Annotated in this window: 17 protein-coding genes and 1 tRNA gene; 8 read left to right on the top strand and 10 right to left on the bottom strand. The window is 65.4% G+C overall.

All coding sequences use genetic code 11. The features are described 5' to 3' along the window. Positions 1 to 64: 64 nt before the first annotated feature. From ASE70_RS04335 to hflX, 4 genes are all read left to right on the top strand, one after another. On the top strand, positions 65 to 2,320 hold the full coding sequence (locus tag ASE70_RS04335) for a sensor histidine kinase NtrY-like (protein ID WP_162235921.1): 2,256 nt from the start codon (positions 65 to 67) through the stop codon (positions 2,318 to 2,320). Continuing rightward, entirely contained in the window at positions 2,317 to 3,699 is a 1,383-nt protein-coding gene (gene ntrX, locus ASE70_RS04330) for a nitrogen assimilation response regulator NtrX (protein WP_056400281.1), read from the top strand. The genes ASE70_RS04335 and ntrX overlap by 4 nt, the downstream gene beginning before the upstream one ends. A 102-nt stretch (positions 3,700 to 3,801) precedes the next feature. Continuing rightward, the gene (hfq, locus tag ASE70_RS04325; RefSeq protein WP_268795538.1) at positions 3,802 to 4,323 is read left to right on the top strand and encodes an RNA chaperone Hfq; all 522 of its coding nucleotides are present in this window, start codon (positions 3,802 to 3,804) and stop codon (positions 4,321 to 4,323) included. After that, positions 4,320 to 5,606, top strand: a complete 1,287-nt coding sequence (hflX, locus tag ASE70_RS04320) for a GTPase HflX (protein WP_056501780.1) — start codon at positions 4,320 to 4,322, stop codon at positions 5,604 to 5,606. The genes hfq and hflX overlap by 4 nt, the downstream gene beginning before the upstream one ends. A gap of 33 nt (positions 5,607 to 5,639) precedes the next feature. Here hflX and mazG read toward each other — a convergent pair whose 3' ends face one another. The 10 genes from mazG to ASE70_RS04270 form a co-directional block, all read right to left on the bottom strand. Beyond that, positions 5,640 to 6,470 carry a nucleoside triphosphate pyrophosphohydrolase gene (gene mazG, locus ASE70_RS04315; RefSeq protein ID WP_082450663.1) on the bottom strand — a complete coding sequence of 277 codons (831 nt, stop codon included), beginning with the start codon at positions 6,468 to 6,470 and terminating at the stop codon, positions 5,640 to 5,642. Positions 6,471 to 6,523: 53 nt separating this feature from the next. Then, positions 6,524 to 7,129 carry a retropepsin-like aspartic protease family protein gene (locus ASE70_RS20305; RefSeq protein ID WP_056501777.1) on the bottom strand — a complete coding sequence of 202 codons (606 nt, stop codon included), beginning with the start codon at positions 7,127 to 7,129 and terminating at the stop codon, positions 6,524 to 6,526. Further along, positions 7,126 to 7,890 (bottom strand): MBL fold metallo-hydrolase, encoded by a 765-nt coding sequence (locus tag ASE70_RS04305; RefSeq protein WP_056501776.1) that lies wholly within the window; start codon positions 7,888 to 7,890, stop codon positions 7,126 to 7,128. The genes ASE70_RS20305 and ASE70_RS04305 overlap by 4 nt, the downstream gene beginning before the upstream one ends. Next, the gene (locus tag ASE70_RS04300) at positions 7,887 to 8,666 is read right to left on the bottom strand and encodes a TatD family hydrolase (protein ID WP_056501772.1); all 780 of its coding nucleotides are present in this window, start codon (positions 8,664 to 8,666) and stop codon (positions 7,887 to 7,889) included. Before ASE70_RS04300 ends, ASE70_RS04305 begins: the two co-directional genes overlap by 4 nt. Continuing rightward, a complete protein-coding gene (metG, locus tag ASE70_RS04295; protein WP_056400304.1) occupies positions 8,663 to 10,213 on the bottom strand; it encodes a methionine--tRNA ligase in 1,551 nt (516 codons plus the stop codon). Before metG ends, ASE70_RS04300 begins: the two co-directional genes overlap by 4 nt. A 290-nt stretch (positions 10,214 to 10,503) precedes the next feature. Beyond that, complete coding sequence (locus ASE70_RS04290; protein ID WP_056501769.1) at positions 10,504 to 11,487, bottom strand: AAA family ATPase; 984 nt, start codon at positions 11,485 to 11,487, stop codon at positions 10,504 to 10,506. Beyond that, complete coding sequence (gene tmk, locus ASE70_RS04285; RefSeq protein WP_056501765.1) at positions 11,484 to 12,110, bottom strand: dTMP kinase; 627 nt, start codon at positions 12,108 to 12,110, stop codon at positions 11,484 to 11,486. Before tmk ends, ASE70_RS04290 begins: the two co-directional genes overlap by 4 nt. Continuing rightward, the gene (locus ASE70_RS04280; protein WP_056501761.1) at positions 12,107 to 13,273 is read right to left on the bottom strand and encodes a D-alanyl-D-alanine carboxypeptidase family protein; all 1,167 of its coding nucleotides are present in this window, start codon (positions 13,271 to 13,273) and stop codon (positions 12,107 to 12,109) included. The genes tmk and ASE70_RS04280 overlap by 4 nt, the downstream gene beginning before the upstream one ends. A gap of 17 nt (positions 13,274 to 13,290) precedes the next feature. After that, the gene (locus ASE70_RS04275; protein ID WP_056501758.1) at positions 13,291 to 14,067 is read right to left on the bottom strand and encodes an SPOR domain-containing protein; all 777 of its coding nucleotides are present in this window, start codon (positions 14,065 to 14,067) and stop codon (positions 13,291 to 13,293) included. Beyond that, the gene (locus ASE70_RS04270; protein WP_056501754.1) at positions 14,064 to 15,086 is read right to left on the bottom strand and encodes a lytic murein transglycosylase; all 1,023 of its coding nucleotides are present in this window, start codon (positions 15,084 to 15,086) and stop codon (positions 14,064 to 14,066) included. Before ASE70_RS04270 ends, ASE70_RS04275 begins: the two co-directional genes overlap by 4 nt. Positions 15,087 to 15,201: 115 nt before the next feature. On the opposite strand from ASE70_RS04270, the gene ASE70_RS04265 reads away from it, so the two are divergent. The 4 genes from ASE70_RS04265 to ASE70_RS04255 all read left to right on the top strand — a co-directional run bounded on the left by ASE70_RS04265 (position 15,202) and on the right by ASE70_RS04255 (position 21,536). Continuing rightward, positions 15,202 to 15,291 (top strand) — tRNA-Ser (locus tag ASE70_RS04265). A gap of 227 nt (positions 15,292 to 15,518) precedes the next feature. Continuing rightward, positions 15,519 to 15,662: a hypothetical protein gene (locus ASE70_RS19480; RefSeq protein WP_156347426.1), complete on the top strand. Its 144-nt coding sequence runs from the start codon at positions 15,519 to 15,521 to the stop codon at positions 15,660 to 15,662. A 56-nt stretch (positions 15,663 to 15,718) separates the two neighbouring features. After that, positions 15,719 to 18,748, top strand: a complete 3,030-nt coding sequence (locus ASE70_RS04260; RefSeq protein ID WP_235519588.1) for a glycoside hydrolase family 2 protein — start codon at positions 15,719 to 15,721, stop codon at positions 18,746 to 18,748. After that, a complete protein-coding gene (locus ASE70_RS04255; protein WP_235519585.1) occupies positions 18,735 to 21,536 on the top strand; it encodes a glycosyl hydrolase 115 family protein in 2,802 nt (933 codons plus the stop codon). The genes ASE70_RS04260 and ASE70_RS04255 overlap by 14 nt, the downstream gene beginning before the upstream one ends. The last annotated feature ends 102 nt before the right edge of the window (positions 21,537 to 21,638 follow it).

Raw genomic sequence — 21,638 nt, 5'->3', positions numbered from 1 at the left:
CCCAGGTTGCGATTTGACGTGCGTTGCCGCGGGAATGTTGTAAAACCGCAACATGGGTGCAGCGTTGACGGAACCGGCTCGGGCCTCTTCGATCCCCGCGCGGTGGTTCCCGGCGATCGAGGCCGCGGTCCTGCTCCTTGCGATCGCGGTCGGCATCGGCAGCTATTTCCTGTTCGACGGCAGTCAGGCAGCACGCGGACGATTGCCATCGCCGTCGCTGATGGCGGTGGTACTGGTCGCCAACCTGATCCCGGCCATGGCGCTGCTCGTGCTGATGGGTCGCCGCATTGCCAAGCGTCGCGCGGCACGGTCGGAGATCGGTGGCACGGGCACGCTGCACGTGCGTCTGGTTGCGCTGTTCTCGATCCTCGCCAGCGTGCCGATGCTGCTGGTGACGGTCCTGGCGTCGTTTCTGTTCCAGTACGGGGTGGAATTCTGGTCTTCGCCGCGCGCGCGGGGAATTTTCGAGAACGCGCAGTCGATTGCTCAGTCGTCTTACAACGAATTTCTGACCGCCGTAGACGGACAGAATATTGCGGTCGCCGTCGATATCCAACGCATGCTTCTGGTAAATCGGTACCCGGTCGATAGCGTCCCGTTCCAGACGCTGTATCAGTCCAGCATCATCGTAAGGAACCTCGGAGACTCGGTTCTGTTCGAGATACCGCCCGATGGACGGCCGAAATCGATCGCATCGACGTCGATTTACGAGGGCCCGCTTCGTTGGAGTCTCGACCCGAAATCGATCGCCGCTCTGCGCGCGGGCAAGACAAGCTATGTCAGCGTGCGGGATCGGCAGGTTCAATCGGTGACGCGGGTACCCGGAACTCCCTATTATCTTTATTCCGCTCGCGAACTGAATCTTCAAACCTATCTCGAACGACTGAACCGTACGCGCGCGATCCTGTCCGACTATAACGCGCTCTTGAACCGGTCGCGCAGCGTACAGCTCCGCCTGAACATCGCGCTGTTCATCGTCTCGCTTCTGATCGTCGGCCTCGCGGTGTTCGTGGCGCTCGCCGTCGCCGACCGCCTCGTCAGGCCCGTCGGCGCGCTCGTCGGGGCCGCGCGGCGCATCGCCGATGGCGATCTGTCGGCGCGCGTTCCCGAACCGACCCATACCCGGACCAAGGACGAGATCGGCACGCTGGCCAGCGCGTTCAACAGCATGACCGAGCGGTTGCAGGAACAGACCGGCGAACTGGTCGCCGCGAACGCCCAGATCGACAGCCGCCGCGCGCTGATCGAAGCGGTGATGTCGGGCGTCAGCGCGGGCGTGGTATCGGTCGGGTCCGATCGGATCATCCGCCTCGCCAACAGCTCGGCGACCGCATTGCTCAAGACCGGCACGACCCCGCTCGTCGGGCGGCCGCTTGCCGACGTGGCCCCCGAACTCGACCCCTTGCTCAGCAGCGATACCCAGGACGCGATCATCCAGTTGGCCGCCGGCGGCGAGGCCAAGACGCTGGCGGTGCGCATCACCCGCGACGATGGCCAGCACATCCTGACCTTCGACGACATCACCCAGCAATTGCTGGATCAGCGGCGCGCGGCATGGTCCGACGTCGCCCGCCGCATCGCCCATGAAATCAAGAATCCGCTGACCCCGATTCAACTCGCCGCCGAGCGTCTGCAACGCCGTTATGGCAGCAAGCTGCACGAGGATGACGGCACCTTCGCGCGGTTGACCGAAACGATCGTGCGGCAGGTCGGCGACCTGCGGCGTATGGTCGACGAATTCTCGTCGTTCGCGCGGATGCCGAAACCGGTATTCCGTCACGAATCGCTCGCCGAACTGGCGCGGCAAAGCCTGTTCCTGCACGAAGTCGCCCACCCCGATATCGATTTCGTCCTCGAAGCCGCCGGCCCCGCACCGCTGGTCTGCGACCGCCGACAACTGGGGCAGGCGCTAACCAACATCGTCAAGAACGCGACAGAAGCCGTTGCCGCTCGCCCGGAGACGGCCGAACGCGGCCGCATCGAAATCGACGTTCGCTACGACGCGCAGGGGCGGATGCATATCGACACCAGCGACAACGGTATCGGCTTGCCGGTCGAGCGCGACCGTATCGCCGAACCGTACATGACGACGCGCAAGGGCGGCACCGGCCTCGGCCTCGCCATCGTGCGCAAGATCGTCGAGGAACATTTCGGAACCATATCGTTCGCCGACCGTCCCGGAGGAGGGACGATCGTATCGATCATATTCGACCCGTCGGTCCTTGCCGCCCTCGCCGGTACCGGAGCGACGGAAGATGATGCCCCACAGGAGGTTATGACGCGCCATCCCATGCTTACCCGGACCGGAACGCCCGCATGAAGCTCGACATTCTCGTCGTCGACGACGAAACCGACATCCGCGAACTGGTCGCCGGCGTCCTTGAGGACGAAGGTTATGACACGCGTGGCGCCGCCGACAGCGATGCCGCGCTGGAGGCGGTCGCACAACGTCGACCGTCGCTGGTCCTGCTCGATGTCTGGCTACAGGGATCACGGCTCGACGGGCTGGAGTTGCTCGACGAACTGAAGGCGCGCGATCCGTCGCTGCCGGTCCTCGTCATCTCGGGCCATGGCAATATCGACACCGCCGTGGCGGCGATCCGCCGTGGTGCGGTCGACTTCATCGAAAAGCCGTTCGAGGCAGAACGGCTGCTGTTTCTGGTCCAGCGCGCGACCGAAACCGAACGGTTGCGCCGGGAAGTGGCGTCGCTGCGGGCGTCGGTCGGTCGTGAAGACGATCTCACCGGCAGTTCGACCGCGATCAACAGCGTCCGTGCGACGCTGAAGCGCGTCGCCGGCACCGGCAGCCGCGTGCTCATCACCGGCGGGGCAGGGGTCGGCAAGGAAGTCGCCGCCCGCCTGCTGCATGGCTGGAGCCAGCGCGCCCGCGCACCGTTCGTGATCGTCAGCGCCGCGCGCATGACCCCGGAACGGGTCGACGAGGAACTGTTCGGCGTGGAGGAGGGCGGCAATCTCGTCCGCCCCGGCCTGCTCGAACAGGCGCATGGCGGTACGTTGTTCCTCGACGAAATCGCCGACATGCCGATCGCGACGCAGGCCCGCATTCTGCGCGTCCTGACCGACCAGAGCTTCACGCGGGTCGGCGGTACGCGGGTGGTGAAGGTCGATGTTCGCGTCGTCTCCGCGACCGCGCGCGATCTTCAGCAGGAGATCGTCGACGGCACGTTCCGCGAGGACCTGTATTACCGGCTCAACGTCGTACCGGTACAGATCCCGTCACTGGCCGAACGGCGCGAGGATATCCCGCCGCTGGTGGAACACTTCGTCGCGCATTACGCCAATGAACGTCGGGTATCGACGCCCGAGGTCGCACCCGATGCGATGATCGCGCTGCAAAGCTATGAATGGCCGGGCAATGTCCGGCAGCTGCGCAACGTCGTCGAGCGTACGGTCATTCTTGCGCCGGGCAATCGTATTGCCCGCATCGATATCGACCTGCTGCCGCCAGAGGTGCTGGGGTCGGCGGGTGATGGGGCAGGGGGTGCGTCGGCCAGCGCGATCATGGGTTCGCCGCTGCGCGAGGCGCGCGAATCGTTCGAACGCGAGTATCTGCGCGTGCAGATTCGGCGTTTTTCGGGCAATATTTCGCGGACCGCGACGTTCATCGGCATGGAACGCTCGGCACTGCATCGCAAACTCAAGCTGCTGGGGATTACCGAGACGCGCGGCGACGAATAGCCGGAAGGTCCCATTGCGGGCATCGGCCAAGCGACCTAGATTATATATTCGTGCCGCTGGGGCACGGCAACCGGGTGCCGGTCAAAGACACTCACGCGGAAAATTCTCCGCCAAAAACAAGGGCAAACCATGGCCGATAGGCACGGGTCGCTTCAGGACCTGTTTCTCAACTCACTCCGCCGGTCGAAGACACCGGTCACGATGTTCCTGGTCAAGGGCGTGAAGCTTCAGGGTATCGTGACGTGGTTCGACAATTTTTCGGTGTTGTTGCGTCGCGACGGACAATCGCAACTGATCTACAAACATGCCATTTCGACGATCATGCCCGCCGGGCCGGCCGACCTGTCGTCGGTGATCGAGGCGGCGGCGGAGCATTCGACGAAGAATGCGCCGCTACAGGAAATCTTCCTGAACGCTGTGCGCAAGGCGCAGGAAAACGTCACCATGTTCCTCGTGAACGGCGTGATGCTGCAGGGACAGATCGCAGCGTTCGACCTGTTCTGCATGCTGCTGCAGCGTGAGGGCATGTCGCAACTGGTATACAAGCACGCCGTTTCGACGATTCAGCCGGCCAATCCGCTGAACCTTGCGGAGGAACAGGCATCGGGAGCGGACGAAGTTTGAGCACTGGTTTCGATCGCGACGCGCAGGAATTCACGCGCGGCGCAGCGGCAATGGTCGTCCTGCCCGATATGGGCGGGTCGGCGCGCGACGCGGATGCCCGGTTGGAGGAAACCGCCGGGCTGGCGTTGGCGATCGGCGTGGACGTCCGCCACCGCGTACCTTTCCGCGTCCGTGCGCCGAAGCCGGCGACGTTGCTCGGCAGCGGGCAGGTCGATCAACTGGCGGCCATCGTCCGCGACGACGACATCCAGTTGGCGGTGTTCGATGCCGCGCTGACGCCGGTGCAGCAGCGCAATCTCGAAACCGCGCTGGCCTGCAAGGTGATCGATCGCACCGGGCTGATCCTCGAAATCTTCGGCGAACGCGCCCGCACCGCCGAGGGGCGGTTGCAGGTCGAACTGGCCCATCTCGATTATCAGGCCGGTCGACTGGTCCGGAGCTGGACCCACCTCGAACGGCAGCGCGGCGGTTTCGGGTTTCTCGGCGGGCCGGGGGAAACCCAGATCGAGGCCGACCGACGCCTGATCCGCGATCGGATGGCGCGGCTGCGGCGTGAGCTGGAGGGCGTATCGCGGACCCGGACACTCCATCGCGACCGGCGTCAGCGCGCGCCGTGGCCGGTGGTTGCCTTGGTCGGCTATACCAATGCGGGCAAATCGACGCTGTTCAACCGGCTGACCGGTGCCGACGTCATGGCCGAAAACCTGCTGTTCGCGACGCTGGACCCGACCCTGCGACAAGTGTCGCTGCCGGGTGTCGACAAGGCGATCCTGTCCGATACCGTGGGGTTCGTGTCCGACCTGCCGACGCAATTGGTCGCCGCGTTCAAGGCGACCCTGGAAGAGGTCGTGTCGGCCGACCTGCTGGTTCACGTGCGCGATGTTGCGCATCCCGATACCGAAGCACAGGCCGCCGACGTCGAAGCCGTCCTCGCCGAAATCGGTGTGGATGAAACGACTCCACGAATCGAAGCATGGAACAAGCTCGACCTGTTGAGCGAGGAAGATCGAACCGAACTGCTCGGCGAAGCGGCGCATCGCGACGACGTCGTCGCGCTGTCGGCGCTGACCGGGGAGGGGGTCGAACGTCTCGTTCGGACCGTCGGGGATCGGTTGACGCAGGGGCATCGCCGCTATCGGATCGCACTGGCACCGGAGGACGGCGCAAGTGCTGCGTGGCTGCATGCGCATGGCGAGGTTACCGATCACTGGATCGACGAAGGGCGCGCCTTGTACGATGTCCGTATGTCGCCGGCCGATTACGATCGGTTCCTGACGCGTTGATTGCAGCCGAGTATCGTTAACCTGGCGTTAGCGTTACTCGGCCGCCTTTGCCCGCCGCCACGCTGCTTCCTGTTCGATCAGCGTCCGGTCGGCGAAGGTGGCATCTTCAGCCTCCATGGCACTGAAGCGGCGCTCGAATTTGCCGTTCGCCGAGCGTAACGCGGCTTCGGCATCGACCCCCAGATGCCGCGCCCAGTTGACGACCGAGAATAACAGGTCGCCGACTTCGTCGAACCGCTCGGCGTCGGTCGTCGCTTGCGCGATCTCGACAAGCTCTTCGTCGATCTTGTTGCGCGGCCCGGTGGCGTCGGGCCAATCGAAGCCGACGCGGCCCGCACGTTTCTGCAGTTCTTCCGCCCGGGCCAGTGCGGGCAGACCCAATGCGACGCCCGCCAGCGCGCCATCTTGCCCCGGCTTCTGGCGTCGTTCGGTGGCCTTGACCTGTTCCCACAGGTGATGACCGCCAACTTCGGCGTCACCAAAGATATGCGGATGACGACGTTCCATCTTGTCGCTGATGGCGTCGACAACGTCGCGCAAGTCGAAATGACCCGCTTCCTCGGCAATGCGGCTGTGGAACACGACTTGCAGCAGCAAGTCGCCCAGTTCGTCTTTCAGATCGCCGATATCGCCACGTTCGATCGCGTCGGCGACCTCATAGGCTTCCTCGATGGTATAGGACGCGATCGTCGCAAACGTCTGTGCGCAATCCCATTCACAGCCATGTTCCGGATCGCGGAGCCGTGCCATGATCGCCACGATCCGACCGACGGTATCCTGTTCCGCAATTGCCGGCGGAGCGGACGGGTTGCAGTTGGCGGGAGTGGTGACGCCGGTACCATGTTCCAGTTCAGGGGGTCGCATATCCACCTCCATCAGCACTCCAACGCAAATCCGATAATAAACATTATGTAAAATCAGGCGGTGTTTCCGGTATCTAGGACCAACGTACCCCCTTCAACGCGCCAACTTCGCAACCTTGATAGGAAGTTCATGCCGATGACGTCGAAATCGCCGAACGCCGGCGACACCACGATCGGCAGGTCGCGGGTTTCCAGTGATCCGATCCGCACGGTCTCGATCCGGCCGCGCGCCGCCTCGACCATTCCGTTTGCGGTCGTGATCACCACTGGCGGCACCCGTCGCGGCGTGACGCCGATCGCCCTGGCCGTTGCTTCGGAAATCGCCGTCGTCGTCGCCCCGCTGTCGATCAGCATCCGCCGCTCAATACCGTTCAACCTCGCCGTTGCGTAAAAATGCCCGTCGGGCGACTGACGAATGCGGACGGTATCGCCCTCGACCATCTGCTCGGCCAGACCGAGCCTTTCGCCGAGACCCGTTGCGACTTCCGTCAGACGCGCGCGGTTGCTGAAGCCCAAGAACAAAACACCGGCGATGATCGCCCAGCCGACGACAGCGCGTATTACCGCTCGGGCCGGCGGACGCCGCAACAGCAGCGACGACAATGGCAGCGTAAGCGCGAGCAGTCCCAACAGGATATAGATGCCGCGATCATCGCTCACAGCGTCAATTCCAACCCGTCAAATCCCGGTTCGACCCCTTGCGGAAGTGTCGCGCATAACGTGGCATAATCCATCGAATGGTCCATATGGATCAACACGGTGCGCCCAGCCTGGCATGTCTTCGCGAAAGCCAGAGCTTCGTCGAGGGACGGATGCGTCGGGTGCGGCGCAACCCGCAGCGCATCCACCACGAGAATGTCGACGCCGTGATAGAGTTCAGTCATCGCCGGCGTTACCATGCTGAAATCAGTCGCATAGCCGATCGATTTACCATTGGCGTCGAACCGCAAGCCAGCGGAAATAATCGAACCGTGCGGCTGATCGGTACAGCTTACATCGATCGGACCGATGGCCATTCGGTCCGGCAGGACATCGGCCGCGACGGTTGCGCGGTAACCCTGTCGCCCGGCAAAGACATAATCGAACCGCGACTTCAGGCTGGCCAGCGTATCCGATCGGGCAAAGCCACGAACCGTCGATCCCTGATTGTGGAACAATTGCCGCAGATCGTCGATGCCGTGACAATGGTCGGCGTGATCGTGAGTCCATAGCACCGCGTCGACAGTCGAGATGTCGGCTGCCAGCAGTTGCTCGCGCATATCCGGGCCGGTGTCGATCAGAATGCGCGTACCGTCATGCTCGACGAGCGCAGACACGCGGGTACGGCGATTGCGCGGCTCGTTTGGGTCGCAAACGCCCCAGTCGTTACCGATCCGCGGCACGCCCGACGACGTACCGGAGCCAAGGATGCGGATTTTCACGCGAGCGTCTTCGCGAACAGCGTGTGGAAATTCACTCGCGTCGTGTCGGCCAATGCATCCGGATCCTCGCCGCGCAACTGCGCGAGGAAGCGGCAAGTGTCGGCGACGAAAGCGGGCTCGCCCTGTTTGCCACGATGCGGCACGGGTGCCAGAAACGGTGCATCTGTTTCGATGAGCAGCCGATCTTGCGGCAGGTCTTTGGCGACTGCTTGCAACGTCTGTGCGCTTTTGAACGTCACGATGCCGGAAATCGAGATGTAGAAACCGAGATCGAGCGCGATCCGCGCCAGTTCCGCTGAGCCGGTGAAGCAATGCAGAACGCCGGGAAAGGGCCCCTTCCCCAACTCGTCGCGCAGGATCGTTGCGGTATCGTCTTCGGCGTCGCGGGTATGCACCACGATCGGCAAGCCGGTTTCGCGACATGCGGCGAGGTGCGACCGAAAACTGACCTGCTGCGCACCGCGATCGCTATGGTCGTAATAATAATCGAGTCCGCTTTCGCCGATGCCGACGACCCGCGGATGCATGGCGGCCGCCACCAGTCGCGCCGTGTCGACATGCGGGTGCTGGTCGGCTTCGTGCGGATGGATGCCGACCGTTGCCCAGACGTCAGCTTCGCGTTCGGCGGTGGCGATGACCGCGTCCCATTCGCTTTCGCGGGTCGAAATGTTCAGCATCGCCACGACGCCGGTGCCGCGGGCGCGATCCAGGACGTCGGCCTGCACCTCGGCGACGCCCTTGTAGTTCAGATGGCAATGGCTGTCGGCCAGTTTCATGCCGGCTCCGGCTCCGCAATGGTCAGTCGTGGAAAGATGGGGGTCGGTGGAGCGATCCGGAAGCCCGCGGCGCGTGCTTCTTCGTACCAACGGTCGTCGCCCAGCGCGTCATGCCCCTGCCCCGCCTGTCGCAGTTGGTTGAGCAGTGCTTCGGCCGAGGCCGGCACGACCGGCACGATCGTGACGGCAAGATCGCGGATCGCACGGACCAGCGTGCCGAGCACGGCATGCATGCGTTCGGGATCGGTTTTGCGGAGCGCCCAGGGGGCCTGCACGTCGATATACTGGTTGCAGGCGAAGACGCCGCGCATCCATGCTTCGAGTGCCTGGCTGAGTTGTAAGTTGGTGAAGTTGCCACGGAAGGTGGTGGTTGCTTCGGCGATCGTGGCGAGCAGATCGGCGTCGGCGGGGTCGCTGCGGCCCGGTTCGGGCAGCGCGCCTTCCAGATTTTTCGCGATAAACGAAAGGGTTCGCTGGGCGAGGTTGCCGAAGCTGTTGGCGAGGTCGCTGTTCGCGCGGGTCACGATCGCTTCGTCGGAAAAGCTGCCATCCTGACCGAAGCTGACATCGCGCATCAGAAAGTAGCGCAGCGAGTCGACGCCGTAGAGCCGGGCAAGCTCCATCGGATCGGCGACATTTCCAGCCGATTTCGACATCTTGGTCCCGTCGCGGGCCAGCACATGGCCGTGCCCGAACACCGTTTTCGGCAGCGCCAGTTTCGCCGACATCAGGAAGGCGGGCCAATAGACCGCGTGGAAGCGGACAATGTCCTTGCCGATCAGATGCAGTGCGGCCGGCCAGTAGCGGTTGGGCGCGTCGGGATAGCCCGCGCCGGTCAGATAATTGGTCAGCGCGTCGACCCAGACATACATGACGTGGCCGGGACTGTCGGGCACCGGCACCCCCCAGTCGAAGCTGGTGCGCGACACCGACAGGTCGGTCAGCCCACCCTCGACGAAGCGCAGCACTTCGTTGCGGCGGCTTTCGGGCTGGATGAAGTCTGGATTGGCGGCGTAGAAGTCGAGCAGCGGCTGCTGATATTTCGACAGACGGAAGAACCACGTCTCCTCGGCGGTCCATTCAACCGGCGTGCCCTGCGGCGAAAGGCGGACGCCCCCCTCCCCGTCGACCAGTTCCTTTTCCTCGTAAAAGGCTTCGTCGCGGACCGAATACCAGCCTTCATAGCGGTCGAGATACAGGTCGTCGGCATCGCGCATCGCGGTCCAGATCGCCTGCGACGCGGCATAATGCTGCGGTTCGACGGTGCGAATGAACCGATCGCAGGAGATGTTCAGTTCGCCCGCCATGTCATGAAAATAGCCCGACATTTCATCGGCAAGCGCGCGGACCTCCACGCCGCGCTCGCGCGCAGTCTTGACCATTTTCAGGCCGTGTTCGTCGGTGCCGGTCTGAAAGAACACGTCGCGTCCGGCCTGCCGATGAAAGCGGGCAATGGCGTCGGCGGCGATCATTTCATAGGCGTGGCCGATATGCGGCCGGCCGTTCGGGTAATGGATCGCGGTGGTGATGTAGAAAGGATCGGACATGGTCCGAGGCTCTACGGTTCAAAGCGGGTCAGAACAAGGTCGGGGATTGCGAGCGACGCGCGAGAGCAGCGGGGCCCGGATTGATTAAGATCTCTGCGGAAGTAGTGATCCCGCCCCCCTTGCCGTACCCCCGCGCAGGCGGGGGTCCAGGGTTCCAGGCGCAAGCCGTTGTTTTGCTTGGCTCTGGACCCCCGCCTGCGCGGGGGTACGGCGAGTTTTAGGCAAAGCTCGCGGCTTTCGCAGGGGTCTCGATCAAGTCCGGGGTGACCTTCGGCACTGTTGAACCTTGGCTACCGTGTAACGGCCGGTGCCAGGCGCGCGATCAGCCCCGCCATTTCGAAAACCGTCGTCTCCGCCACCAGTGACAGCGCCGGAGCCATCGATGCCAGCGCCCGCGCCTTGTCATAGGCGTCGAGCGCGTCGCGCAAGGCTGGTCCGTTCCGCGTCCGCGCGGTCGCGGCGATCAGGGCCGGGGCCCGGTCCAGAAACACCGCATAGCGTGGCTGGGCGGTCTTGCCGGCGAGCGATTTGGCAAGGCGCGAGCGGATGCGGTTATCGAGGTCGCCGGTCTCGGCAATCTCCGACAGGTCGCGGTCGAGCGCCGCGACCGAGAGGCCGGCATAGGCCAGCGCGCGGCCGGGCGATCCGTCCGCCGCGGCGACGAGCGCGGAGACCTCCGCCGCTTCGGTTTCGGGCAATTCCGCGCGGACCACCGTCGCGACCTCTGCGTCGGTCAGGGGATCGAAGCGCAATTGCCGGCAACGCGACCTGATCGTCGGCAGCAACCGTCCCGGCGAATGGCTGACCAGCAGGAAGATCGTGCCGACCGGCGGTTCTTCGAGGTTCTTGAGCAGAGCGTTGGCACCCGGCCGTTCGAGATCGTCGATCGCATCGATCACGATCACGCGGCGCGACGACAGCGCAGGTTTGGTCGCGAACAGCGGTTGCAACGTACGGACCTGATCGATCTTGATACCGCGCGCGATATCCTGATCGGGCTTGTCGGGGTCCTTCGGCAACCGGACCAGTTCGCGATAGTCGGGATGCGCGCCGGCGGCGATCAGTGCGGCGGCGCGGTGGTCGTCGGCGATGTCGCCGCGCATCCGGCTGCGCCCGTCGATCGCGGTCGCGAGCAGGCGCAGCGCCATGTCGCGGGCAAAGCTGCCCTTGCCGACCCCCTCGGGTCCGCTCAGCAGCCACGCATGGTGCAGCGATTCCCCTTCGGCAGCGGCGATGAACGCCTGCCGCGCGGCGTCATTGCCGATCGGCGTCATGGCAACAGGTCGGCGATCGCTTCGATCAGACGCGCGGTCACCGCCGATACCTCGCCCGAGGCATCGATGCGGCGCACCCGGTCGCTTTCGGTCGCGGCGATCCGATCGAACGTTGCCGCGACCGAGCGATGGAAATCGTCACCGCGAGCCGCGAACCGGTCCGCCGCCTCCCCATCGCGCGCGCGGGCACGGCTGTCGCCTTCGCCATCCGGGAGCGTCAGCAGCAGCGTGCGGTCGGGCAGCAGCCCGCGCGATCCGAAGGCGTGGAGCGCGAGGATCGCGGCATCGTCGATCCCCTGCGCCCCCTGATAGGCGCGGGTGCTGTCGATGAACCGGTCGCAAATCACCCAGCTGCCCGCCGCGACCAGCGGGTTGATGTGCTTTTCGACATGATCCGCGCGCGCGGCGGCGAACAGCAATGCCTCGCTATGCGCGCTCCAGCGGCGCACTTCGCCCTGCATCAGCAGGTCGCGGATCGCCTCGGCCCCTTCGCTGCCGCCCGGCTCGCGGGTCAGCACCGCATGGATGCCGCGCGCCTCCAGCGCGGCAACCAGCGCGCGGGCCTGGGTCGATTTACCGACCCCTTCCCCGCCCTCCAGCGTCAGGAACCGCCCGGCGCTCAAGCGAACAGCGAGGTCAGGCTTGCCCAGATCCGACCGAAGAAGCCGGCCTCGGCCACATCCTTGTCGGCGACCAGCGGCATACGCTGTTCCCCGGTGTCGGGGGACGAGATCAGGAGGTCGGCGATATGCTGCCCCTTGGCGATCGGTGCCTTGATCGGGCCGGTATAGACGACCTTTGCCGTGATCGGGCTGTTGGTGCCGGCGGGCATCGTGACGGACAGCGCCTTCGGTGCGACGAGACCGACGGTCGAGGAATCGCCCAGCTGGACCTCGGCCGTCTCGACCTTCTTGCCCGCCGCGACGATCGGGCGTGCGCGCCATGCGCCGAAGCCCCAGTTCATGAATTTGACCGATTCGGCGATACGCTGGTTCGCGCTGGTCAGACCGGCCAGCACCATCACCAGTCGCCGGCCGTCCTGTTCGGCCGACCCGGTGAAGCCATAGCCGGCTTCCTCGGTATGGCCGGTCTTCAGACCATCGGCACCGCGCACCCGGCCCAGCAACGGGTCGCGGTTCGCCTGCGTGATCGCGGCCCCCTCGCCCAGCGTCTTGCCCCAGGTGAAATCGGTCTTCGAGTAGAATTTCTTGTAGAGTTGCGGATGGTTCTGGATCGTCGCCGAGGCAAGCTTTGCCAGATCACGCGCCGTGACATAGGTGCGACCTTCATCGGGCCAGCCGTTCGACGTGCCGAAATGGCTGTTGGTCAGGCCCAGTTCCTTGGCCCGCTGGTTCATCAGATTGGTGAACGCCTCTTCCGAACCGGCGATCTTTTCGGCGAGCACGACGCAGGCATCGTTCCCCGACAGGACGATGATCCCGTAGAGCAGGTTTTCGACGCTGACATTCTCGTTCACCGACAGGAACATGGTCGAGCCCGCCTGCGGCCCGTGCCATTTCTTCCACGTTTCGGGCGACACGGTCGCCGTGTCGCTAAGCTTCAGATCGCCCTTCTTGATCAGGTCGAACGCGACATAGGCGGTCATCATCTTCGCCATCGATGCCGGCGGCATCCGGCGATCGGCGTCCTTGGCAAAGAGCGTCGCACCCGACGACAGGTCGGTCATGAACGCGACCGGTGCCGGCGTATCGAACGCGGGCGCGGCGGCGATGCCGGGGGTGGCGATGGCGATGGCGGCGATGCTCGAAAGGGCGATCTTACGCATGGGGCACTTGGTTCCGTTCAGTCCTGGGCGATGATCCGGGCGTCGGCGAAGCCACGACGCGCGATGGCGGCACGGGCGGTTTCGGCGGCGGCTCGGGTGGTAAATGGGCCTGCCTGTACCCGGTACAGCCTGCCCGCCGAACGTACAACGCCGTCGATGGTTTTTGCGAGGGTGGCGGCGCGGGTGGGGTCCGACAGCGCCGCGACCTGTACCAGCCAGCGGCCGGCGGCGGCGGGTTGGGCTATGGCGGTGACGGGCTGGTTCGGGCGGGGCGCTGGTTTCGGGGCAGCGGCCTGTGGTGCGGCGACTTTGGGCAAGACCGGACGCGGGACCGCAACCGGCTGAAGCGCCACTGGCTGGGCCGACGGCAGCCGCCGACGCAGCGCCGCGAGCAATGACGGCGGCGCGGCGAGGCGCGGCACTTCGCTGCCGGCGCGGATCGCGGCCTGTTCGGCGGGCGATGGCGCGGCGGGACGGATGCGGATCTGCAGGTCCGTCCGGTCGCCCAAGCCGATTGCTGTCGCTGCGGAAGGCGACAGCAGCGCGATCGTGTCGGGTGACAGCGACGGGTCGTGTTCGACCAGTACGATGATCGTCCGGCCGCTGTCGAGCGCGGTGACTTCGGCATAGCTGCCGCCGGGAAGCGTGCGGTGCTGCACGGTCATGGCCTGCCCCGTCCGGTTCGAGAGACCGGCGCGGCCGACCTCGTCGAGGCGCTGTTCGTGGACGACCGGCGGCGCGTCCGGTGCCGCTACCTGCCCGCCAGCGATCAGCAGCAGCACGGCGAGGCTCATTGCGCGACCGCGTCCGCCAGCAGCCCGACCGACAGCGCGTAGAAATTCGAGCAGTTATAGTCGAGAATCACCCGGTAATTGCCGGTCAGCAGATAGGCAGTCTCGCCCGGGCCGTCCGGCTCGATCAACGTCGCCTGCATCGTCGGGTCGAGGCGGCGGCCGTCGCTGGCGACGACGCCCAGCGCCTGCCACTCGGCGAGCGAGCGCCACTGGCTGTGCCGGGCGAAGACACGCGGGCAGCGGGGCGACAGCGTGCGCGGGGTGAGGATCGATCGGTCGAAGCCGGGCGGGACCTGCACCGCAAATCCCCATGGCTGGCCGGGGCGCCAGCCGGCATCGACGAAATAATTGGCGATCGAGGCGAGCGTATCGGCGGGGTTCGACCAGATATTGGCGACGCCATCGCCATCGCCGTCGCGCGCCAACCGCAGATAGATCGACGGCAGGAACTGCGGATAGCCGAACGCGCCGGCCCAACTGCCCTTCAACCGTTCGCGGGGAACGCCGCGATCGATCATCTTCAGCGTCGCGATGAATTCGGGTTCGAAAAGGCTGCGGCGACGCCCTTCATAGGCCAGGGTGGCAAGGCTGCGCGGCAGGTCGAAGTCGCCGGTATAGCTGCCGTAATTGGTCTCATGGCCCCAGATCGCGACCATGACCGATTCCGGCACGCCGGTCTGCTGCTCGATCGCCGCCAGCCGCCCGCGCTGCGCCTGATAGGCGGTGCGGCCGCGATCGATCCGCGCCGCATCGACATGGCGGATGCGATAGGGGGCAAAGCGCGACACGGTGGTCGTCGTCGACGATCCGGGCTGTTGCCGGTCAAGTTCGACGACGCGCGGATTATAGGTCAGCGTCGGCAGGACGGAATCGATCGTCTGCTGCTGCACCCCCTGCGCCCGCGCGCGCACCGCGACCTCGCCCAGATAGCATTGAAACCCGTCGGCATCCTGCGCCGCCGCCGACCCGCCGGCCATCAGGGTCAGAAGGGCCGCCAACCCCGCCTTTGCAATACGCATCACACAGCCTCCCGCTACGGCCATCTTGTGGCACAGCGCGTCAGGCGGATGAACCCCCTCCTGCGACAAAGGCTTGCACAACGACGCCGACCCGCATTAGGCGCAGCGGGTACGGGGAAGAGTGTCCGAGTGGTTTAAGGAACTGGTCTTGAAAACCAGCGACGGGGCAACCCGTCCGTGGGTTCGAATCCCACCTCTTCCGCCAAATGCCCCGCGCAAAACGGTCAAGGATGTTACCGCCCCGCACGACCGGCAGCACCCGACGTCATGAAGAAACGGGCGGCTTCGGGTTGATGGAAAGACCGGTTTCGGCATGCCAGCCGGATCGACCGGATGGTCGGGAATAGGTCGGTGACGTGCCCCTCGCCAGGACCGGCGGGCCATCCAACACTGCAGCTTCGTCCGTCTCGCCGCCAGCTTGATCTGGCTGCGATGAAGTCGATCGCCTCGTTCGGACAGAAAGGTTTGTGGCTTGCTCCGACAATGGCTGCATTGATCTTCGCCAGCGGGCGAGCAGAACCGGCACCCGCGCCAGCAATCGATATTTGCCTGACCAATTCCGCTGAACCCGCTTGATATACACTTCGACTACACACATTATGAACTTAAATTCCATAATGTGGGAGTAAGTGGTGCGTTCAGGTCTTATCGCATCAGCGGTTGCCACACTGGCAGCACCCGCTTGGGCGCACGATGCTTCCAGCGTCGTTCGATCGTCCCGTGCGACGTATAATCTGAACGCGGACTGGCGGACGATCACCGGCGACCCGGCCGGCGCACAGGCGTCCACGTTCGACGACCGGGACTGGAACCCCGCAACGCTACCGCATGCGTTCAACGAACGTGAAGCCTTTGCCCGTGACATCAAGGACCTGTCGGCCGGGATCAACTGGTACCGCAAGCGCATCACCCTTCCCAGGGGCGCGAAGGCCGGCAAGGCGTTTCTCGAATTCGAGGGTGTTCGACAGGCTGCCGAAGTCTGGATCAACGGCACCCCGGTCGCCCTGTCCGAACATGGCGCGATGGCGTTCGGCGCGGACATTACCGCCGCGCTCAAGGCCGGTGAGAATGTCATCGCCGTGCGGGTCGACAGCAACTGGCGGTACAAGGAACGCGCGACCGGCAGCGGTTTCCAATGGAACGACCGCAACTTCAACGTGAACTATGGCGGCATCACGAAGAACGTCCGGCTGCATCTGACGCCCCGGACCTATCAGACATTGCCGCTCTATTCCGCGCTCGGCACGACCGGGCAATATGTGTGGGCCGACGCCTTCGATATCGCGGCGCGCAGTGCGACGATCCATGCCGAGACGCAGGTCCGCAACGAAGACCGCCGCCCCCGCACGCTCGGGTACCGGGTCGACATACGCGACATCGCCGGACGCGTCGTCGCGCGGATCGATGGCGGCAGTGCGACGCTGGCACCCGGCGATACCCGGACGCTGACCGCGGCCAAGCGCCTCGCCGGCCTGAACTTCTGGAGCTGGGGATATGGCTATCTCTACCGCGTCACCACCAGCCTGACCGAGGCGGGCAAGGTGATCGACGCGGTCGATACGCTGACCGGGTTCCGTTCGACCCGGTTCGGGGACGGCATGGTCCGGCTGAACGGGCGGGTGATGCAGGTGCATGGCTATGCGCAGCGGACGTCGAACGAATGGCCGGCGGTCGGGGTATCGATCCCGCCCTGGATCAGCGATTTTTCGAACGCGCTGATGGTGGAAAGCGGCGGCAACCTGGTCCGTTGGATGCACATCACGCCGTCGAAACAGGACATCGAAAGCGCCGACCGCGTCGGACTGCCGCAAGCGATGCCGGCGGGCGATGCCGAGCATGACGTCGAGGGTCGCCGCTGGGAGCAGCGCACGGCATTGATGCGCGACGCGATCGTCTACAACCGCAACAATCCCTCGATCCTGTTCTACGAAAGCGGCAACGAGAGCATCAGCGAGCCGCACATGGCTGAGATGAAGGCCATTCGCGATCGGTACGACCCGCATGGCGGCCGGGCGATCGGATCGCGCGAAATGCTCGACAGCAAGATCGCCGAATATGGCGGAGAGATGCTGTATCTGAACAAGAGCGCCAGACACCCGATGTGGGCGATGGAATATAGCCGCGACGAAGGGGCGCGGCTGTATCAGGACGAATATACCGCGCCGTTCCACAGGGATGCACCCGACTATAATCGCAATCAGGACAGCCACGCGATCGAGGATGTCCGTCGCTGGTATGATTACTACCGCATCCGGCCCGGCACCGGGCGCAGGGTCAGTTCGGGCGGGGTCAACATCATCTGGTCGGACAGCAACACCCATTATCGCGGCGACAACAACTACCGCCGTTCGGGCGAGGTCGACGCGGTCCGCCTGCCCAAGCAAGGCTATTTCGCGCACAAGGTGATGTGGAATGGCTGGGTCGATCCGGAAACGCCCGCGACGCACATCATCGGCCATTGGAACTATGCACCCGGTACGACCAAGCCGGTCAGCGTGGTGTCGAACGGTGACGCGGTCGAGCTGTTCCTGAACGGTCGGTCGCTGGGCAACGGCACGCGGTCGAGCGGCTTCCTGTTCACCTGGCCGGCGGTGGCGTGGCAACCCGGCACGCTGCGCGCGGTCGCGACCGGCAGCGACGGACAACGGTCGGAGCATGTCGTCGAGACGGTCGGTGCGCCGGTCGCGCTTCGGCTCACCCCGCGGACCGGACCGCGCGGGTTCGTGATGGACGGTGCGGACATCGCGCTGGTCGATGTCGAAGTCGTCGATGCGCAGGGCCGCCGCGTACCGACCGCGAACGACAAGGTCGCCTTTGCCCTGACCGGTCCGGCCGAATGGCGCGGCGCCATCGCGCAGGGCGACAGTTCGGGCAAATTGCGCCCCGCGCAGGCCGTGCCGGGCGAGGTCGTGCCCGGCACCACCCCCACCGCCGGCACCGCGCGTGGCGAGGACAATCATATCCTGTCGCGCGCGCTGCCGGTCGAAGCCGGCGTGAACCGCGTGCTGTTGCGGGCTGGCAAGGCGCGTGGCACCGTTCGGCTGACGGCGACCGCGCCGGGGTTGCGGACAGTGACGCTGTCGATCCCGACCGTCGCCGCCAGCGGGGCTTCGGGGGGACTTTCGCGCGACTTTGCCGAGGCGGCACAGCCCGGCCGGTTGACGCGCGGCCCGACCCCGGCCGGGGATTCGATCAGGATCACGCGCTCGACGCAGACACCGATCACCGTCACTGCCGGATCGGACCAGAGTGATGCGGCCAGAACCTTCGACGACAACGAACTGTCCCGCTGGGTGAGCGACGGGACGCCGGCAAATGCGTGGATCGAATATCGCTTCGCACGGCCGGTGACGCTGAACGAGGTCGAACTGAAGCTGGTCGGATGGCGATCGCGCGCCTATCCGCTGACCATCCGCATCGACGGGCGCGAGGTGTGGCGCGGCGAAAGCGAGCGGCAGCTGGGTTATGCCTCGATCCCCTTGCCCGTCACCACCGGGCAGGTGGTGCGGATCACGCAGGTCGCGCCGACCGAGGATCGCGACGCGTTCGGCAAGATCGTCGAACTCGCGACCGCACGGCAGGCGGGCGACACCGGTGCCGACGCGGTACCCGCCGGGTGGCGTCTGGCGATCGTCGAGGCCGATTTCCATGGGCCGCGGTAACGGCATGTGGCGCTGGCTGAGTGCGGCTGCCGCGCTGGCGATGCCGGCGGCTGCCGCTGCCGAGGACGCGGTGCTGTTCGACGGGCGAGAGGTGGCGGGGGTCGTCCATGACGGTTCGTCTTCCGCCCAACTTGCCGGCGGGTTACTCGCCCGCGACCTTCAGCAACTGACCGGTCGCGCGGCGGTGGTGGTCGATGACGTGTCCGGCTGTGCCCGACTATGCGTGGTGATCGGTACGCTGGATTCGGCACTGGTTCGCGCGGTCGCGGCGGATACCGGCGTCGATTTCTCCGCGATCCGGGGGACATGGGAGCGTTATGGCCGGATTCTGGTCCGCTCGACGCGCGATCCGTCGCGGCGCTATCTGCTGATCGCCGGATCGGACCGCCGGGGAAGCGTCTGGGGCGTGATCGACCTGACGCGCGAACTGGGCGTATCGGCATGGGAGTGGTGGGCCGACGTGACCCCGCGTCGCGTCGATCGGCTGCGGGTCGATGGCGCGCGGCGGCTGTCGGAAGCGCCATCGGTCCAGTATCGCGGCATCTTCCTGAACGACGAGGATTGGGGGCTACAGCCGTGGGCGGCCAGGACCTACGAGCCCGAAGCCGGTGATATCGGCCCCAGGACCTATGCCCGCATCTTCGAACTGATGTGGCGGCTGAAGGCCAATCTGATCTGGCCGGCGATGCACGACAGCACCACGCCTTTCTACCAGATGCAGGGCAATGCGGCGGCAGCGCGCGCCCATGACATCGTCGTCGGCACGTCGCATGCCGAACCGATGCTGCGCAACAATGTCCGCGAATGGGATGAGCGGGCGCGTGGCCCCTTCAACTTCTTCACCAACCGTCGGGCGATGGTCGAGTATTGGCGCGAACGCGTCGAGGCCGTGAAGGATGGTGAGCACGTCTATTCGATCGGCCTGCGCGGCAAGCATGACTCGGCGATGGAAGGCGCGGACACCCCCGAACAGGCGCGCGACGCGACGATGCAGGCCATTGCGGTACAACGCGACCTGCTGGCGAAGGCGCAGGGCAAGCCCGCCGCGCAGGTTCCGCAGGCACTGACGCTCTACAAGGAAGTGCTCGACACCTATACCGCCGGATTGCCGGTCCCGGACGATGTGACGCTCGTCTGGCCCGACGACAATTACAGCTATATCGCGCAGCTTCCGACGCCGGCCGAACAGGTGCGCCGCGGCGGGTCGGGGATCTACTACCACCTCTCCTACTGGGGCCGGCCGCACGACTATCTGTGGCTGGCGACGACGCACCCGGCGCTGATCCGCGAACAGATGGACCGCGCATGGCAGTTAGAGGCCCGCAAGCTGTGGGTCGTCAATGTCGGCGACATCAAGCCGGGCGAGTATCTGACCCAGTATTTCCTCGATCTCGCCTTCGACCATCGCATCTTTGCACACGCGCCGCGCACCCATCTGCGCGACTGGTCCGCCCGGCAGTTCGGCGCGGCCGTCGCCGATCGGGTCACCGCGGTGATGCTTACTTATTACGACCTCGCCTTCGAACGACGCCCCGAATTCATGGGGTTCGGTCAGGTCGAACCGGTCACCCCGGTCCGCACCAGCGACTATCTGCGCACCGGCGGCGACGAAGCCGAGCGGCGGCTCGATCGCTATGCGGCGCTGGTGGCGGAGGCCGAAGCGATCGGCGCACTGCTGCCCACCGACCGGCGCGACGCGTTCTTCCAGCTCGTCCTCTATCCGGTGCGCGGCGCGGCGAGCCTGAACGAACGCGTCCTGAAACTCGATCTCGCGCAGGAACATGCCAAGGCGCTGCGGGCACCGGTCGTTCCGGGCAGCACGTCAGAGGCGATCAATCGCGCCGGCAACGTCGTGCGCGCCGACATGAACGTATTGTCCGAACAGGCGCGCGCCGGACAGCAACGCATCGTCGACGATACCGGGGCGTACAACGCGCTGAACGGCGGCAAATGGCGGGGGATGATGAACGCGGCACCGCGTACCCTGCCGGTCTTCCTTGCCCCGACCTTCCCGCAGGTCGCCTTGCCGCGGCAGGATGCGTGCGGGATCGAGGGCAGCGATCTGGCCTATGTTGAGGGCGCGGCGGTAACGCGCGGCTTCACGCTCTATTCGGGCGGAGCCGATGCCGATTGGTCGCTCGCGCCGCCGCCGGGCTTCGCGGCGTCGGCCACGAGTGGCCGGCTACACGCCGGCAACGGCTATCGCACCCGGATCGCGCTGACCCATGACGGCAGCGGTTCGAATGCCGTGAAGCTGACCTGCGGCGGCAGGACGCTGACCCTGCCGATACGCATTGCAACACCGGCAAAGGGCGCACCGCCGGTCATCAACCAGATCATCACGCTGCGGCCCGCCAGTGCGACCAGCCCCGATTGGGAAAGCGTGCCGGGATTCGTCGGCGCGCTGCGCAGCCGCCTGACATTCTCGCCCGGGAAGACGGCGGCGACGCCGCTCACCTATCGCTTCGACACCGGCACCATGGGGGCTGCCGAGATCCGCATCCTATCGTTGCCGACCCATCCCCTGACCGCCACCGACGACCTGCGCCTGAACGTTCGCATCGATGGCGGTGCGCCTCAGACGCTCGACTATGCAACGTTCGGACGCAGCGACGAATGGAAACGTAACATGCTCAGCAACACGGCGGTCCGGTCGCTCTCCTTCGCACAACTTGCCGCCGGTCGCCACACGGTCGAACTGTTCGCCGCCTCCCCGGGACTGCTGCTCGATCGGATCGAGGTTCGCCTCGACGGAGCACCGGATTATTACGGAATGCCGCTTCGATAAGGATCCTGTGGTGTCCCGCCTGAAGCGTTCTTCTGCTTCCCGATTTTCGCCAATCGTCGGTCTGGACCACCGACGGCCAGTGCGTTTCCCGCTTTGATCGGC

It is taken from the genome of Sphingomonas sp. Leaf22 (assembly GCF_001421715.1).
GTDB lineage: Bacteria > Pseudomonadota > Alphaproteobacteria > Sphingomonadales > Sphingomonadaceae > Sphingomonas.
This window is presented reverse-complemented; position numbering and strand designations above follow the sequence as displayed.

Excerpts from the sequence above, each read along its gene's own strand:
- ntrX (WP_056400281.1), top strand. The coding sequence starts at position 2,317 with ATGAAGCTCGACATTCTCGTCGTCGACGACGAAACCGACATCCGCGAA.
- mazG (WP_082450663.1), bottom strand. The coding sequence starts at position 6,470 with ATGCGACCCCCTGAACTGGAACATGGTACCGGCGTCACCACTCCCGCC.
- ASE70_RS04300 (WP_056501772.1), bottom strand. The coding sequence starts at position 8,666 with ATGAAACTGGCCGACAGCCATTGCCATCTGAACTACAAGGGCGTCGCC.
- metG (WP_056400304.1), bottom strand. The coding sequence starts at position 10,213 with ATGTCCGATCCTTTCTACATCACCACCGCGATCCATTACCCGAACGGC.
- ASE70_RS04290 (WP_056501769.1), bottom strand. The coding sequence starts at position 11,487 with ATGACGCCGATCGGCAATGACGCCGCGCGGCAGGCGTTCATCGCCGCT.
- ASE70_RS04280 (WP_056501761.1), bottom strand. The coding sequence starts at position 13,273 with ATGCGTAAGATCGCCCTTTCGAGCATCGCCGCCATCGCCATCGCCACC.
- ASE70_RS04275 (WP_056501758.1), bottom strand. The coding sequence starts at position 14,067 with ATGAGCCTCGCCGTGCTGCTGCTGATCGCTGGCGGGCAGGTAGCGGCA.
- ASE70_RS04270 (WP_056501754.1), bottom strand. The coding sequence starts at position 15,086 with ATGCGTATTGCAAAGGCGGGGTTGGCGGCCCTTCTGACCCTGATGGCC.
- ASE70_RS19480 (WP_156347426.1), top strand. The coding sequence starts at position 15,519 with ATGAAGTCGATCGCCTCGTTCGGACAGAAAGGTTTGTGGCTTGCTCCG.
- ASE70_RS04255 (WP_235519585.1), top strand. The coding sequence starts at position 18,735 with ATGGGCCGCGGTAACGGCATGTGGCGCTGGCTGAGTGCGGCTGCCGCG.